Here is a 15136-nt window from a genome sequence, read left to right as displayed (position 1 = left end):
GTGGCGAAGAAGAGCGACCAGAACGCGCCGACGCCCGAACAGGCGGCGCTCGTCAAAGGCAAGACGCCCCGCAACGCGATCCTGAGCATAGGTCTGGTGGCAGGAATCATCATTGGCGTATTGGGCTTCTTCTACGAACTGAAGGCGAGCAATCAGGCGCAGGAAGAAGCCCGCCTGAAGAAGGCAAGTGCGCTCAAGAGCAGCACCGAAGTTCCAGCGGGGAAGGGCGGCTCGGACATTGATCAGATGATCCGCCAGCAACAGGAAGCCGCTGCGTCAGAAGCGGCGGCCGCGCGCGCTGCGTCCGATGCTGCTGCTATCCAGAAGCCATCTGCAAAACCGATGCTGACGGGTAACGACTTCCAGAGGGAAGTGGCTCACGACGGCGGCGATACCCGCGCTCTCGCAGAAAGTAACAAGCAGGACGCGATCTACACGTCGTCGATCTTCAAGACGACGGGCTCGGGTCGCAACTCTACTCAGCAGGCCGTCACTACGCCGGCTGGCGTCCCGTCGCTCGATGACTTTCGTGCTGCGCGCGCTTCTGCTACTGCGAATGCGCAAAATCCGGCCGATGCCATGGCACTCGCGCTCAGCAAACAGGGCCAAGCGCCCGAAGATCGTGATCGCGCTTTCCTCAAGGAAGCGGCGGGGCAGGGCGGAATCGAGCAGACGACGTTCAATGGCCAGTCGCGCGGTTGCACGTTGACCCCGCCGCACAACATCCACGTAAAGACGATAGAAGGCTTGAATTCAGACAAGCCGGGTCGCTCCGCGCTCATGGTCGACGAAGATGTCTACGACAGTATCCGAGGTGACTGCCTGATGATCCCGAAAGGATCGTTCATCAACGGCGCGTACAGCGCAGACATCAAGGTTGGTCAGGAACGTCTCCTCGTTGCATCGACCAGCCTACGTTTGCCAAACGGCAAGAGCGTCCCGATGAATGGCATGCAGGGCGCTGATCAGAACGGCTATGCCGGATTCTCGGGCGACGTGAATAACCATTTTCTGGCGATCTTCGGCGCGGGCTTCATTACAGCTGTCCTGCTGAAAAGCTTCGACAACGGAGCGACTACCTCGACGACGGCAAGCCCGATCGGCATAACGACAACCGGAAGCACTGCAGGGCAGGTGGCTGCGACGACTGCGCAAGCCGTGCTTCAACGTAACCAGAACATTCCGCCGACGATCACTGTCCCGCCCGGCCAGAAGTTCCTCGTGCAGGTGACGCAGGACATCGTCATGGAGCCGTACCATGACTAACCGTTTCGCCGCTGCGCTCGTGCTCGCTCTCGCGTGTGCCTCGTCGCGCGCAGCGGTGATCGAGACAGTCATCAGCCCCAACAGCTTCGTCGTTGAAGATGGTGGTCAGCGCACGATGCTCGCGTTTACAGGTACACCCGTATACGCCTGTGGGCTGCAGCGCTTCCTTGCATGGGCGAAGCCTTTGATCGGCCAGCGTGTCGAGCCGACGAATAACGGCGTCGCGTCGGTCGTGGTCGATGGCGCAACCGAGAGCCTTCAAAGCTTGCTCGTCAGGAGTGGCTGGTTGCAACCGGCTGTTCTGGACGATCAGGCGCAAGCTGCACTCACCGAGCGGCGCGGTGGCTGGGCTTGTGCGTCTGCCCAGGCACCTTTCGATGTGTTGCGTGCGACCGTCGACGCAAAGATCCTTGCGGGCATCGCGCTTAATGAGTCGGCCTACAACGGTCACGCATGGCCCTGGACGCTGAATGTTGCCGGGCGCGGCTTTTTTTTCCGTACGCGCGAGGACACGTACAAGGCGATCCGCTTCCTGATATCGGACGGCCGCTGCGACTTCGACATTGGCCTCATGCAGGTGAACTGGTGCTATCACCGGCAGCGATTCGCATCGCCATGGGACGCGCTCGCACCTGCCACGAACGTTCGCGTCGCCGAAGACATTCTCAACGAGAACTATCGCAAGACTAACTCCGCTGTGAAAGCAGTTGCGTACTACCACAGCGCCAATCCTCAGCCAGGCCGCGAATACCTCGCGCGCTTCATCCGGCATCTCTCCCAAATCGATCGGGGCTTATGAAGCACACGCTAACCCTCTTTGCGCTGACGGTGTTCTCGCTGTCCGCGTCGGCTGCGAGCACCGATCCGCTCGACTTCGACTATCAGATCAACGGCAACCTAGCCGAACGCCCTGCGCTCGTATTCAACGATGGGACTGACACCTTTGTGCAGCCGCGCGCTGGCCAGCTGCTCAAGGTCGATGGCGGGCATCCTGAAGGTCCTTATATCGTTGTGCCAGGTACGCCCGATGTAGTGAGCTATTCGGTCGGTGGCGCCAGCGCTAGGGCGCGCTGGAAGAAGGCGAACAGCTTCGCGTCGGATCGCGGCAACGGCAGCGGCGACATGCCTGCTGGATTTGCCGGATTCTCGAACCGCCTCGCGATCGTCGGAACCCGTTCGCGCCTTGAGAGCACCCGATCGATGAGCGCGACGCTGCCGCTCGCGCAACTGGTTAAGGCGCTTGTTCCGCAGGGCTGGACGGGTTCGGCCCAGAAGGATGTCGATCTGACCACTGCGCAAAGTTACGCGACTCGCGATGGCGAGAACTGGATGCAATCGCTGGATCGGCTTCTCGGCGCGGATGACCTGTACGCGGATGTAGATTTCAACGCGCACCACGTCACACTGCGGCGGGCCGGGGCCAAATCCATGGCGGTGAACTATCTTGCGAGCGCGGCACCTGCTGTCGCGTCCGCGCCGCCGTCGGCGACTCCGGCAGAACCGATTGCGGCCCCTGAAAAGTCGCCCCAGAGTGATGGCCTCGCTGGGTCCTTTGGCGCGGTCGCAATCCGCGACGGTGACGATACCCATATCCAGATCCGTTTCGCCCAAAGGCCTGCAAAAGAACTCGTCTTTCGGGACATGGAGGGGCACTCCCTCAAGCCAAAATGGGATGAATCGAGCAATGTCGTGACGCTGAACCGCACTGACCGCTTTGTCGTGTCGAACGGTACCGACAGCGTCGAGGTGGCCCGGGTCGCAGGTCTTGTCTATTCGTTCGACGCGAAGAACAGCGCGGGACTCGAAGCGGTGTTCGACAAGGACGGTTCGACGTACTTCAAGTTCGCCGACACCATTGGCAACGTGAAGGTCTCTGACGCCCGACATCTTGGGTCGGGCGAACAGAAGGGGCGGTACTACAAGTTCAACGGTACAGCAGATCAGTTCATCGTGAATGCTGACGGCAACGTGGTGAATGTGACGCGCAGTCACGACGTGAAGTTCTTCGACCGCCCTGCTTCCGTCAAGCCTGCGACGGCGCAAGCAGCAACGGCGGCGGTGGAGAAATCGTGAAAAGGCTGATCCGTGTCGTAGTTGGCGTCGTTGCGTCGTTGTGTCTGTCGATCGCACAGGCGGATTGTCTCGATGATGCTGCCGCGTTTCAGCACATCAACAGCCAGCTCGTTCACGCGATAGCACAGAACGAGTCCAGTATGCGGGCGAATGCCGTTCACGTGAACTCCGATGGCTCCGAGGACATCGGCTTGATGCAGGTGAACTCCGGCGAACTTCCCGGTCTCGCCCGTTACGGAATACGCCGCGAACACCTGTTCGATGCATGTGTGAACGCCTATGTAGGAACGTGGATTCTCGCGAGAAAGATCAGGCGGTATGGCCCAACCTGGAAAGCAGTCGGTGCCTACAACGCGTCGACGCCGTGGAAGCAACTGAATTACGCCAACGCTATTAATCGCCGCCTGCAGCGGCAGGGGCAATAAAAATGAACGTAACCATCGAACGCAACGACAGCGTGCGCGTCCTCACACGTGTGCTCGCAGCTTTGACGCTCGCCGCAGTGCCCCTCTGGACTTATGCGGCCATCGACCCGGATCAGTCGCGTGTCGCCCCGCCGGCGGGCGATGGCTGGCAGATGCTATCTGCGCCCGCCGCCGTCCCTAAAGCGACATTGGGTTCGGTAAGTCCATCAACTCCAGCGGCGTCAGTCAGCGGGAAGCCCTCAATGGCTCCGACTGTTGCTTCGATGCCTTCCGTTGCAGCCGTACCCACAACGCTAGTTGCATCGACAGCCGTCACCCCAGTAATTCTTCCGGGCGCAACGGGTCCGGCACCCGGTGGTGTCCTGACTCTCGCTATCACTCCGCAGGACATCAATCTGCGCAATGCGCTGGATCGCTGGTTACAGCAACAGGGCTGGCAACTCGCATGGAAGATCGACGACGACCTACCGCTCGAATTCAACGCGACTTTTAGCGGCGATTTCGATTCCGTGCTCACGCAGGTTATGAAAGCCACCAATCACATGCGCACACCGACCCGAGTTTGCGAGCACACCAACAACGTAATTCGCGTGGTCGCCCGCGCGGCCAACTGCCAGGATTGAACCGATGCGAGCAAACCGATTTAAGGCTGCTGTTTCCCTTTTCGTCGCGTCCACGCTTACCGGTTGCGTGGTTTCGCAATCCGACGTGAACAACGCGTATGACTCGGCAACACACGACGCAACGCACGCAATGGCGGGCATGGGTGAGTCGATGCCCCTCGTCGAACACGTACCGACCGCCTTTCTCGGCGACCGGCCTGTCCCGGTCGCATACGAAGCGACTCTGCCAGCAGTGTTCCGCGAGAAGTCCGTCACCCTACCGGCGAATCTGCCACTGTCGAAGATCGCAACAATGCTTTCTGATGCGGCAGGCTACCCCGTGCACTTGAGCCCGGACGTCTTCATTCCGCGCGATGCCTTGATCGAAACTACCTCGGGCAGTGCAAACGGTGGCAATGGAGCTGCAAGGCTTTCGGTCCCGGGACTCGGACAGGCTGCTACGAACGTAGACCCCATCTACAGGCAGCCCGGCAACGCGAAGCTTGGCCAATACCTGCACAGCGTGACTGAGGACCTCGGTCTGGCGTGGAGTTTTGACGGCGCGACGATCAATATCTCACGCTTCGTGACCCGTACATTTCAGATCGCAGCTATTCCCGGCACCGTTAACGTCAAATCATCGATGTCGAAGGGGACCGATACGTCTACGGGTTCGCAGTCGACCGCGAACGGTACAACTAGTGCTAACACCGGTTCATTCTCCGCGGTTACGTCGACTGGCCGCGACGGCAAATTTGATCAGATCGACCTGATCACAAAGGAGCTGGAAAGCCTGAAATCGCCGCTCGGCAAGATCACGGTTAATCCGCAAAGCCGGCTGGTTATGGTGCGAGACACGAAGGAAGCGGTTGATCGCATGAGCGAAGTGCTCACGCGTGAGAACGCGATATCGACGCGTCAGGTGTCTGTGCGTGTTCGTACGCTTCAAATCGCGCTAAACAATGGTTCGCAGGCGGGCGCAAGTGCCGACATCATCTTCAACAAGATCTCTAATGGTCTCCTGCAGTACTCGATCAGTGTCGTGTCGCCCACATCGCTTGCAACCTCGGCGGGTTCGGTTGGATTGTCGATCCTGAAGCCAAATGCGCCGCTCACTGGCACGAACGCGGTGATCAACGCGCTCAACACATATGGCAAGACGATCTCGGACAACACCCAGACGAAGATGACCCTCAATGGACTCCCGATGTCGATCGGTTCATTCGAGACCAAGGGCTATCTGGCAGCAACTACCCCAGCGACGGGATCGCTCAGCGGCGGTGCGGGTCTTCCGGGTCTTACACCTGGATCGGTCACCGTCGGTGACTTCGTGAACATCCTGCCGTCCGTGAATGATCACAACCAGATCATTCTGTCCTACTGGAGCGACAGTTCGAAACTGAACGGACCATTTACGACGATTGGAACGGGCTCCGGTGCATCGGCACAACAGATCCAGTTGCCCGACATCGTGGGCAGCAAAGATGACCAGACAATCGCGTTGTCTGATGGCCAAACGGTCGTCATGTATGGCGCGGTGACCAACAACTACGATGCGGCCAGCAACAACGGTATCCTGGGTTTCAGCGGAGCATGGAACAAGGCCAAGACGTTCCAGGTGATCATGCTGACCGCGAACGTCGTGCCGTCGATGTGAGTGGCGCAATGCATTTCGAAAACATTCCGACCGGAAAGAAGGCGCGGCTCGTCTTCGGCCTCGAATGGCGCGCATATGCAACGAAGGGCGGGGCTGGCGAACGCCGACGCTATGCGAAGGAACTCGACGCGACGCATTTCGTCGAGATCAAGGGAAAGGAAGAAACGGTAGCTGGCTTCTGCGCGCCGGAAGCGGCTGATCGCAAGGGTGTGAAGCTCTATTCCGCTGCAGCGCGCATTGCCGATCTCGAGCGCGTGCGGACTAAACCAGCGGTTTTAGTGCTGATCCAGGACGCACAGCGTGTTCATGCGATCCTCGTTGTACGGGGGGCAGTCCGGACAGATGAAACCATCCCGCTCAATGCGCTACGCGCGCGTCGCAATGCGCTTGAGGATGAATGTGAGCGCGATCGCGTCGAGCTGGTGACAATCGGCTACGGTGCGGATCTTGTCGATCTCGATGAGCCATTTGCCGCGGCCGAATTGCTGCGAAGCAAGAGCGTCGGCCTCATCAAAAAGCTGCCCGTGAAGTTGCCAAAGGCGGTTCCGCTGGCAATTATCGCGGTCGCGCTGATCTACGGGGGAAGCGAAGCGATCAGCTATATCAGTCCGCCGCCGCCGCCGGCCGCTCCACCGCCGACCTACATGCAGGAATATCAGAACGCGGTCGCGCGCATGTTCGCTGGCTCCGTGCCGCTTGCATCTCAACTTGCCCCCGCTCTACTGGACACATTTGGCCGTCAGGAAACGAACATGGACGGATGGCAGTTCGAGAAGGCATCGTGCGGCGTCGCTGGTTCGTGCGCAATCACTTTCAAGCGCGAAGGGGGCACGTTCAAGGAATTCGACGCTCGCGCATCGGCGGAAATGCGCCCCGTCGTATTCGATGCTGACGGTCTGCATCTGAAAATCAAAGGACCAGCCGTTCCTCAAACGCAGAGAGTTTCTCTCGCGCAGGCGCGGCAGTGGCCTACCGCGCAAGTGCTCATCAAACAGCTGCAGACTGATCCGCAGCGTCTTTCGACCAAGCCCGACCTGCTGACGAGTCATGGGTATGTCGTGACACTGAGGCCACCACAACGCCTTCTCGCACGTCAGCCGAACGTGGGGGACGTGGCCGGGCCCATCGTCCTTGTAGGTGAGTGGACGATTGATGGCTATATGTGGCAAGGCCGGCTGCTCGGCAACCTGCCGGAAAACATGTCTCTCGACGCGCTTGAGCTCGAATTGAAAGAAGACGGCACTGGCGTTCACTTCACGGCGAAGGGTAAATACTATGTACTCCAATAACACAGCCCGCATCGTGGCGGCATCGCTTTTTGCACTCTGTGTCGCAAGCACCGCGCATGCCGATGAGAAGCACTTGACGCTGGGCGACATTGACGGTTTGGCACGTCAAAATCTTGTCAACTCGATGCGCAAGACGGACGGGGCACAGGCACCCGCCCAGGGAGTGAGTCTAAATGGATCGCTGGCGACACCATTGGCGAATCCTGTAGCCGCCCCAGTGGTGATTCCGAAAGCATCCAAGCCATCAAGCCCACCTGCACCGCGCGCTGCGCCTGTCACTTTCGTTGGGGCATACAGTGATATGACCGGGGCGCACGTCCTTTACGACTACCAGGGTGGCGTCTACTCCGCTGCGCGCGGAGAAAGGCTGATCAACGGCTGGGTCGTTACGCGCGTCGACGGCTACCACATCTCCGTTTCCGAAGGAAAGCGGACATGGACAGAAGTCATATCCACAACGTCGGCGTCGCTGCCGATGTTAGACGTCCCGGCTGTGCGGGCCATTACCGACCTCGGCGGGCCGCTCCCTGTGGTTACGAGCGTGGGTTCGTTCGGTTCGAACGGGAGATAAGACGATGAGTCTCTTTTCAGGTATCGAGACGGACGAGGATCAGGCAAGCGGTGGCTTTCTGAAGCGGTTACGCGGCATAAGGCCGACAGCATTTGTGGCGACGGGTCAGGGCGCGACTCGCGCCGCGAAGGAACCGCCCTTTAGCGAGCCGACGAAGGCGATCAATCCAACGGTGTCATTTCTCGGTCGCAAGCTGTCCGGTGACGACATCACGGATGTGGAGGAATTCAAGGAATCAGATGGCAAGGTTACCGAGGTGCGTATTGCCGCTGCGGCTCCTGAGGCTCCTGCGTTGCTAGAGGAGCACGTCGCAATGCCATCAGTCCGCGAGCCCGCTGTGGCTCCTGCAGACAATTTGACCGCGACACTGGGCAACGCGTATGCAGAGGGCGAAAAGGCCCTGCGCGAGCTGGACGAGATGATCGCAGCGCAGTCAAACCCTGTGGAGCTGCGTGCCACGGTTGCGACGGTCGCTGAGGCTGCTCTTCCTGCCGATGCCGCTGAACCGGTGGCGGTATCCATTGAAACCACCCAATCGTTCTCGCACGCAGCACCAGCAGCATCAGCAGCATCAGCACGAGCATCGGCGCAGTCTTCCGCTCGCGTGCCTATCTCCGCAACAGCGCATCCTCAGGAAAGACCGAATCACGTGTCGACGACACGGGACCACGAAGAGGACGATGACCAGGAGAATGAGTCCATCAGCACGATGAGCGGCAGACCTGCGCTCGTGTCGGCGGAAGCACTGCCGGACTTCAAGCGCGTCATCACGGGCATCGAAGCCGATTCGACGCTGCGCATATCGGCGGCAGTGCGCAAGGAATTCGTCGCAGTCGAAATACAACCGGGCATTGCCATCGTTGCGGCGACGGCACGCTTCAGTGAGCGCGCGCAGTTCGCAACGTTCCTTAAGGACCTCGCTGCCCACGATCTTCTCGTGCAGGAAGAGATGATCGCGACCGAGCAGGTTATCGCGGCGATCTATGAAGGAAAGCAGGGAAATCGGGATGCGCTTGTCAGTGGCGAGCGTGAAGCATCGCGGGCAATCGGCAACTTCCGGGACATCATCGAGGCGGCCCATGCGTACGGCGCGAGCGATGTGCATATTGAGCCGCGCGACTTTCTGGCGGAAGTCGAGGTGCGCTTCCGGGTGAATGGCGACCTCTACACATACCGACGCCTGCCGAAGAACATCGTGCGTCGGGCGCTCTCCGCAGCGTATTCGGATCTGGTCCAGAAGAATACAAACTCGGGCAACTCCTTTCAGCCGAGCGCGCCGCAATCGGCAATGATCCCGCTGGTTCTAGGGCGGGATACCGTAAATCTGCGATGGCAATCCGCATCGATGGTTGGAGGCTATGACGTCGGGCTGCGTCTGCTCGACGGCAACTTCAAGAACTACTCGGTGCTCATGCCCGAGCAGATGGGGCTGTCGTCAAGCCAACTTGCCTTGATCGACACGCTCAACTATGTCAGTGGCGGTATTACGGTTCTGACGGGGGAAACTGGTTCGGGGAAGACGACGCTGCTGCGCGCGTTGAGTTACATGCTGCCGGATCGCGAGCTCAAAAAGCAGTTCGCTGTCAGCGAGCCGTCGGAATATCCATTGCCGTGGCTGTCGGAAATATCGATCATCCGACGCCCGGACGAGTCCGACGAGGAAGCGAACCGAAAATACGCGGAGGTCATCCGCACGCTCATGCGTATGGACCCGGACGACGTCACGATCTCGGAAGTTCGCGATCGCGTCGTGATGGGGCTCGTGTCGGAACTGGCGTTGACAGGCCATCCAGTGCGCTTCTCGTTACACGCAGGCGACATTATTTCGGCCGTCATGCGTATGGCGGGCGGCCGACTTCAACTTCCGATCGACGAACTGGCGGCGGAGGGGTTTATCAATGCCGTGGGCAACCAGAAGCTGGTGCCGACCCTGTGCCCAAATTGCAAGCTATCTGCGGAAAAGGTGATGCCTACCGCTGACCTCGAGTTGCTACGCTCGAAGTTCGGCCTTGATACTTCGAAGATGGCTTGCCGCAATCATGGTGGTTGCGACCAATGCCGTCTCGACGGACTTTTCTCACGCGACGGCAAGGTCGCCGGCGGCACTAAGCGGCCGACGCTCGTGGCCGAACTCTACCGACCGACGCCGGAATTTCGCGAGCGGATTGCGGCGCGCGACTGGAGCGGCGCGCGCACTGTATGGCGTGGGGAACGTACAACCGGGTTCGATAACGAGGATATGACCGGAAAGACGCTATATGAACACGCTCTTTTCAAGGCTTCGCGCGGCGAAATCGACCCACAATTCATCAACCGTTCCATGCAGTCCTTCGCGCAATACCGCGTGATGCCGGGTGCAGACGGGAAACTACAACAAGGTTGATATCCGTCATGCTCAGTTCGTTGATCGCCATGCTTCCCGAAGCAGCGCAGATGCGTATTGCCCGTTGGAGGTTTCAGGGTGTGCGTGAGACCTTCTACAAGGAAACACGGCTTGATATTGAGAAGAAGGGGCTACGGGACGTCGAAACTCTGCGCGAACGTCTCGAGACCTACGAGAACCGTAACCGGAAACGCGACCGCATCGAGTGGAAGGTCTTTGCGCAAGTTCGCGAGCGTCTCGTAAAGGGTGATTCGTTTTCCGCCGCTATCAAGCCGTTTATCCCCGGCGACGAGTACACGCTTTTCGATATCGCGGACGAGTCGACTCAGAAAGACGCGGTGGCCAGAGGGTTCGAGCTTGCGGAGATGGCAGCGTTCGCCAAGCGCACGCTGTCATCGCAAACCGCATTGCAGGTCGCCTACCCGACATTTCTGCTGGTCTATCTCTACGGCTTCTGCATGATGTTTGGTGGAGTGATCTATCCGCAGATTGTCGAGATCAAGCCGTTGGACCAATGGCCTGACGCGGGCCGTCTGCTGTTTCATATCGACACCTTCGCTTACGAGTACTGGTGGATATCTGCCTCGCTGGTGATCGCGACGATCGCGCTGTACTTCCACACATTGAAACGCTGGATAGGTCCGCTGCGTAACCGCTTTGACAGGTTTCCGCTCATGTGGCGAAACCGTCGCGACATGCGAGCAGCGCTCCTGATCGTTTCGCTGGCTGGCTTGTTCGATTCAAACCTGACGCTGCGAGCTGCGATAAACCGGGTAGCGCAATCGTCTGACCCCTGGATGCGCTGGCATCTGACAACGATGAGCAAGCGCCTAACGCAACGTCCCGATCAGCCGATGCGCGCCCTCGACACGGGCATCTTTTCGGAAATGATCGTCGACACGATTACTGATGCTGCGGGCCGGGATCAGTTTGAAGCGGCGATTAAGTCGCTTGGTCGCGATTCGCTTGCTCGCGTGGTGGAGGCAGTGAAGCGAAATGCACGGCTAACGCACTACGTGCTGCTCGGCTTCGCGGTCATTCTCTTTCTAACCATCGGTGTCGGTTCGTACGTGGTCACCGGGGCAGTGAACATGAGCGGCGGCATTCCCGTCGCAGGGTCGCAATAAGCGGTCGATCGTAGACTTTTTTCCACGCTTTCACGCGTGAATCTTGGGAGATTTTATGCAACAGAAAAAGATTGACGGCGTCCGTCGTTTGCGTCTGATCCAGATGGGCCGTCGCAGAAAGCAGTCGGGCGAACTATCGCTGATCGAGGCCGGTGCATACATGGCGGGCGCAGCGCTACTCGCGATGGCGGTGATCAAGGGCGGGGCTTACGTCTACACCCTGATTAAGTCGCAAGAGTTCACGAGTGAAGCGCAAATGTTCCATACGGGCATGCTGAAAGCCACGCTGAACGACGCCGACTTTTCCACAGAGTCACTAACTACGCTTGCCACGAACCGGGCGTTCGACGCGGCAGGCGCGCGTCTGGCATCGGACAAGTCATCGTTGAAGGGCATCTTTAACCAGCCCGTGACGATCTCGGTCGGTACGCTGAGCACGGCCAACGACTCGCTCATCATGTCGTATCAGGTCCCCGCAGCGGTATGTTCCATGAGCGTGGCCGCTTTGACTAACACCTATTCGCAGGTGGCAGCGAACGGCACGACTCTCGCCGGTCCGACGACGACCTTCAACAGCGCCACCGCGGGCACGGCTTGCGCTGCGGGTGGTGCATACGCGACGCTCCAGCTTTACACGTCGCGCACGTGATCCGGGGCAGTCATGGGAAGCTTGCTGGAGATGATGTTCGTCCTGCTCGGTTCAGCCATTCTGACGGTGCAGGCGATCAAGGCAGATGTCGCGAATACGCGTGCGACGATGCTGTCGCTCGAAGGTCAGAATCAGGCAACACTGGTGATGGCTTTCGACGCTTGGATCTCTGACAACTTTGGAACGGTCCTCTCGCAGTACACCGCATCGGGTAACGTTTCAACATTGACGCCCCCAACCATTGCGCAACTTGTCACGGCCGGTAACCTTAAGCAGGCGCACAAGGCAGGACCGTTTTGGGGCGGTTCATATGCAACGACCATGACCATGGTGCCCGCCGGATGTACGCAGGCCGCTGGGAACTGTAGTGTCGCTTTCACGATGTACCCCACGAACCCGCTGCTGAAGGGAGGCAAGCCTGACGTAGCCGGTGCCGCTCAAGTGGCGGAGGCGGGCTCAAAGCTGGCAGGGACGAGCCAGTTCGGTTACTCAAATTCCCAGAATCCCAGTGTGATTGGCGGCATCAATGGATCGTTCACTGCTCCGAATCCGCTGGGCGCGAAGGCGGCGACTGTCTTTGCGACGAACGGTCCTGGCACCGACGGTGGTTCGGTATACATCCGGCGCGACGGGAGTCTGACGTGGACGGGCGACCAGAATGTCAATGGGGTGAGTCTTCACAATGTCCAGAGCATCGACGCGACGGGAACAATTGCAGCACCGACACTGGCTGCATCGAACGTCGCGGTGAGCACTGCTATTCGCACGCCGTCGACACTCTACGTTCAAAACGCCGCTGGCTCGGCACCGGGGCCGCTGGATGCCGGCGCGGCGGCGGTACACGGGAATGCGACGGTCGACGGACTCGTGAAGGTCGGCAACCTCGCGGTGCCGGGGACCGCGTGCTCTGGCACCGCTATGTCGGCCAACAGCGATGGATCAGGGCAATTGCTGCAATGCCTGTATGGGACGTGGTTGCCGATTGGAGGACGAATTTTGCGCATGGCGTATTGGCAGGTCGTACATGGCACTGTTGTTCCTGCACCGACGTGTCCGAACGGCGGACTCCCGCAGATAGAACTAACGCCGCAAAACTTTTCCGTCGATCCGACAACGGGCGTGAACTTCGGACCGGTAGCCGGCACGGGTCCGTGGACGATCCTCATTTACGACGGTGCTGGTGCGCCGATTCCGGGCGCGAGGGGCGTCGTATCGACCTATTGCGCGTACTAAATCCCCAAAAACAGAAGGGTAATGAGATGAAACGCTGGAAGAATATTTTGGGTATGTTGTTGATGGGAACCCTGCTGGTCGTGGGGAAGAGCGCGACGGCCACGCCCGTACTGTGTGCGCCAGGCTATCAGGATTCGACGTGCGGCGCACCTGTTAGCCACGCAGCCATTCCACAGACTCAGTGTTCGGCGGGTGCTGGTTGGACAACGCTTTCTCCCGCCGTGTGGCAAGGTGCACAGTGGTCTGCCCCGCAATGTAACTACGCGCCCCCGCCATCGTGTCCGGCTGGCTATACCCAAGCCTCGTCGCCGTGGTGGACTGGCTCATCATGGGTACCTCCGACGTGCAATCCGCCTGCTCCTCCGCCATCGGATGACGCTGATCCTATTGGCTTCTGCACGCCCCTATTGGCACCTCCTGGCTCGGGCTATGCGATGACGGGTCGGCAATTGCCGATGGGCGGGTGGCCGGGGGTGGTCTCAGGAACTCAAAATAACCCGTATGAAGGCCAGCTCATCTACGCGTGGTATATGACGGGGCCAACATATTCGCTGCCATGCTTCGACACCAATGAATACGTCGGCGCGTGTTATTTCAGCAGCGCGGATCACCACTTCCTGGGCGCAGGGGTCGGACACATTACGGCTACGGGCGGAGCGTGTAACCACTAAGCGACTCAGCGTGATAAAAAAAAACGCCGTCCGGTGAGAGCTGGACGGCGTTTTGTATTGCAAGTTTATAAGGCTACAGTTAGCTCGCGCCAGTCGTGAAGTTCCACGTCTTGCTCACCGCCTTGCCGTCACGTGCGCCAGAAAACGAGACCGTATAGGTCGTATTCGCTGTGAGCGGAGCGAGAGGCAGCAGGATCGCGACGCCCGGATAAAACTTGTTGTTCACGTCGGCCGTTGCACCCGTCGAACCTGCCAGTGCGGCGCTCGGAACGATGATACGCGCTGGCACTTGCGTACCATTTGCTGCCGTCAGCGTGAAGCTGCTGACCGTCAGCACGTCGCCGGGTGACGCAGCGTTGACGCGAACCATGACCGGACGGCCGGGGTTTGCGAGATCCGGAGCCGGGTTCGTTGTTTCAGGCGTCATCGCGAGTTCAACGCCCGTGTCATTCGTCAACGGCGAGACGGCCATAGCGTCCGTTGGCATTTGCTGGCCACCATAGATGTAGACGGCGTTAGCCTGCGGCGCGCCGACCACATTCGTCACTTCACCGAAATCCAGCGAGCAGGTGTAGTCGACATATGTGCCCGAGTTCTGCGTGAAGCCGATACCAATCTTTTCTACGCTACTCGTCAGATCCTGAAGGTGATACACCGTGTCGAGTAGACGGCTCAGGCAGTTCTTCGCATACGAAGCTGCGTCCGCTTGCGGGATGCCGCCGGCGACATCCTCGCCGATCCATTCAGTAACCGGTGCGCCAGCCTTCTGAGCGCGACTCAACGGCGTATCACCATAATAGTTAGGCAGCGACGACAGTTCATTGTGCGACAGGCTCGTGATAGCACCCGTTCCGATGTTCGTGTTCAGGTACAGCGCGTGGGCTTGAGCCGCCGTGTCGAGCGTTGTGTCCTGGGCCAAGAGGCCGACACCCATCGAACCGCGGTACGCGTTCAGCTGCGAAAACGCTTGCGCCTGCATCGTTCCGCCTGTGTAGGTCGCAGGAGCGACGCTGGTTTGAAGATTGCCGCCGGTGCTGGCCGGAGGTGTGACCGGCGCAGTGGTGGTTGTCGGGCTTCCGCCGCCGCCACCACCGCACGCCGAGAGGGCGAGTGCAGCGGCAAAGGAAAGAGCGGTCAGTACATAAGGCTTCTTTTTCATCTTCTAATCCCTCGGAGTGGTGGTTGGCTGT

General features: G+C 59.5%; 13 protein-coding genes. 12 read left to right on the top strand and 1 reads right to left on the bottom strand.

Features of this window, described 5'->3' with window-relative positions:
• The 12 genes from G3N95_RS41010 to G3N95_RS15265 are packed head-to-tail and all read left to right on the top strand — an operon-like array spanning nt 1 to nt 13275.
• Nucleotides 1–1266: a TrbI/VirB10 family protein gene (locus G3N95_RS41010; protein ID WP_205970924.1), complete on the top strand. Its 1266-nt coding sequence runs from the start codon at nt 1–3 to the stop codon at nt 1264–1266.
• Complete coding sequence (locus tag G3N95_RS15315) at nt 1259–2065, top strand: transglycosylase SLT domain-containing protein (RefSeq protein ID WP_205970923.1); 807 nt, start codon at nt 1259–1261, stop codon at nt 2063–2065. Before G3N95_RS41010 ends, G3N95_RS15315 begins: the two co-directional genes overlap by 8 nt.
• Nucleotides 2062–3339, top strand: a complete 1278-nt coding sequence (locus G3N95_RS15310; protein ID WP_205970922.1) for a TrbG/VirB9 family P-type conjugative transfer protein — start codon at nt 2062–2064, stop codon at nt 3337–3339. The genes G3N95_RS15315 and G3N95_RS15310 overlap by 4 nt, the downstream gene beginning before the upstream one ends.
• Nucleotides 3336–3764, top strand: coding sequence for a lytic transglycosylase domain-containing protein (locus G3N95_RS15305; RefSeq protein WP_205970921.1), 429 nt, complete (start codon nt 3336–3338; stop codon nt 3762–3764). Before G3N95_RS15310 ends, G3N95_RS15305 begins: the two co-directional genes overlap by 4 nt.
• A gap of 2 nt (nt 3765–3766) precedes the next feature.
• Nucleotides 3767–4387 (top strand): toxin co-regulated pilus biosynthesis Q family protein, encoded by a 621-nt coding sequence (locus G3N95_RS15300; RefSeq protein WP_205970920.1) that lies wholly within the window; start codon nt 3767–3769, stop codon nt 4385–4387.
• Nucleotides 4388–4391: 4 nt separating this feature from the next.
• A complete protein-coding gene (locus tag G3N95_RS15295; RefSeq protein WP_205970919.1) occupies nt 4392–6023 on the top strand; it encodes a type II secretory pathway protein in 1632 nt (543 codons plus the stop codon).
• Nucleotides 5960–7312 carry a hypothetical protein gene (locus tag G3N95_RS15290; RefSeq protein WP_241018552.1) on the top strand — a complete coding sequence of 451 codons (1353 nt, stop codon included), beginning with the start codon at nt 5960–5962 and terminating at the stop codon, nt 7310–7312. Before G3N95_RS15295 ends, G3N95_RS15290 begins: the two co-directional genes overlap by 64 nt.
• The gene (locus tag G3N95_RS15285; RefSeq protein WP_205970918.1) at nt 7299–7883 is read left to right on the top strand and encodes a hypothetical protein; all 585 of its coding nucleotides are present in this window, start codon (nt 7299–7301) and stop codon (nt 7881–7883) included. Before G3N95_RS15290 ends, G3N95_RS15285 begins: the two co-directional genes overlap by 14 nt.
• Nucleotides 7884–7887: 4 nt before the next feature.
• Entirely contained in the window at nt 7888–10266 is a 2379-nt protein-coding gene (locus G3N95_RS15280) for an ATPase, T2SS/T4P/T4SS family (protein WP_205970917.1), read from the top strand.
• Between the two features lie 8 nt (nt 10267–10274).
• Complete coding sequence (locus tag G3N95_RS15275) at nt 10275–11393, top strand: type II secretion system protein (protein ID WP_205970916.1); 1119 nt, start codon at nt 10275–10277, stop codon at nt 11391–11393.
• Nucleotides 11394–11448: 55 nt separating this feature from the next.
• Nucleotides 11449–12042 carry a type 4 pilus major pilin gene (locus G3N95_RS15270; protein WP_205970915.1) on the top strand — a complete coding sequence of 198 codons (594 nt, stop codon included), beginning with the start codon at nt 11449–11451 and terminating at the stop codon, nt 12040–12042.
• 12 nt (nt 12043–12054) lie between these two features.
• Nucleotides 12055–13275, top strand: a complete 1221-nt coding sequence (locus G3N95_RS15265) for a hypothetical protein (protein ID WP_205970914.1) — start codon at nt 12055–12057, stop codon at nt 13273–13275.
• Nucleotides 13276–14025: 750 nt separating this feature from the next.
• Here G3N95_RS15265 and G3N95_RS15260 read toward each other — a convergent pair.
• Entirely contained in the window at nt 14026–15105 is a 1080-nt protein-coding gene (locus G3N95_RS15260) for a CAP domain-containing protein (RefSeq protein WP_205970913.1), read from the bottom strand.
• Between the last annotated feature and the right edge of the window lie 31 nt (nt 15106–15136).

The organism is Paraburkholderia sp. Tr-20389, assembly GCF_017104565.1.
GTDB lineage: Bacteria > Pseudomonadota > Gammaproteobacteria > Burkholderiales > Burkholderiaceae > Paraburkholderia.
The sequence above is the reverse complement of the archived record's forward strand: the minus strand, read 5'-3'. Positions and strand labels throughout refer to the sequence as shown.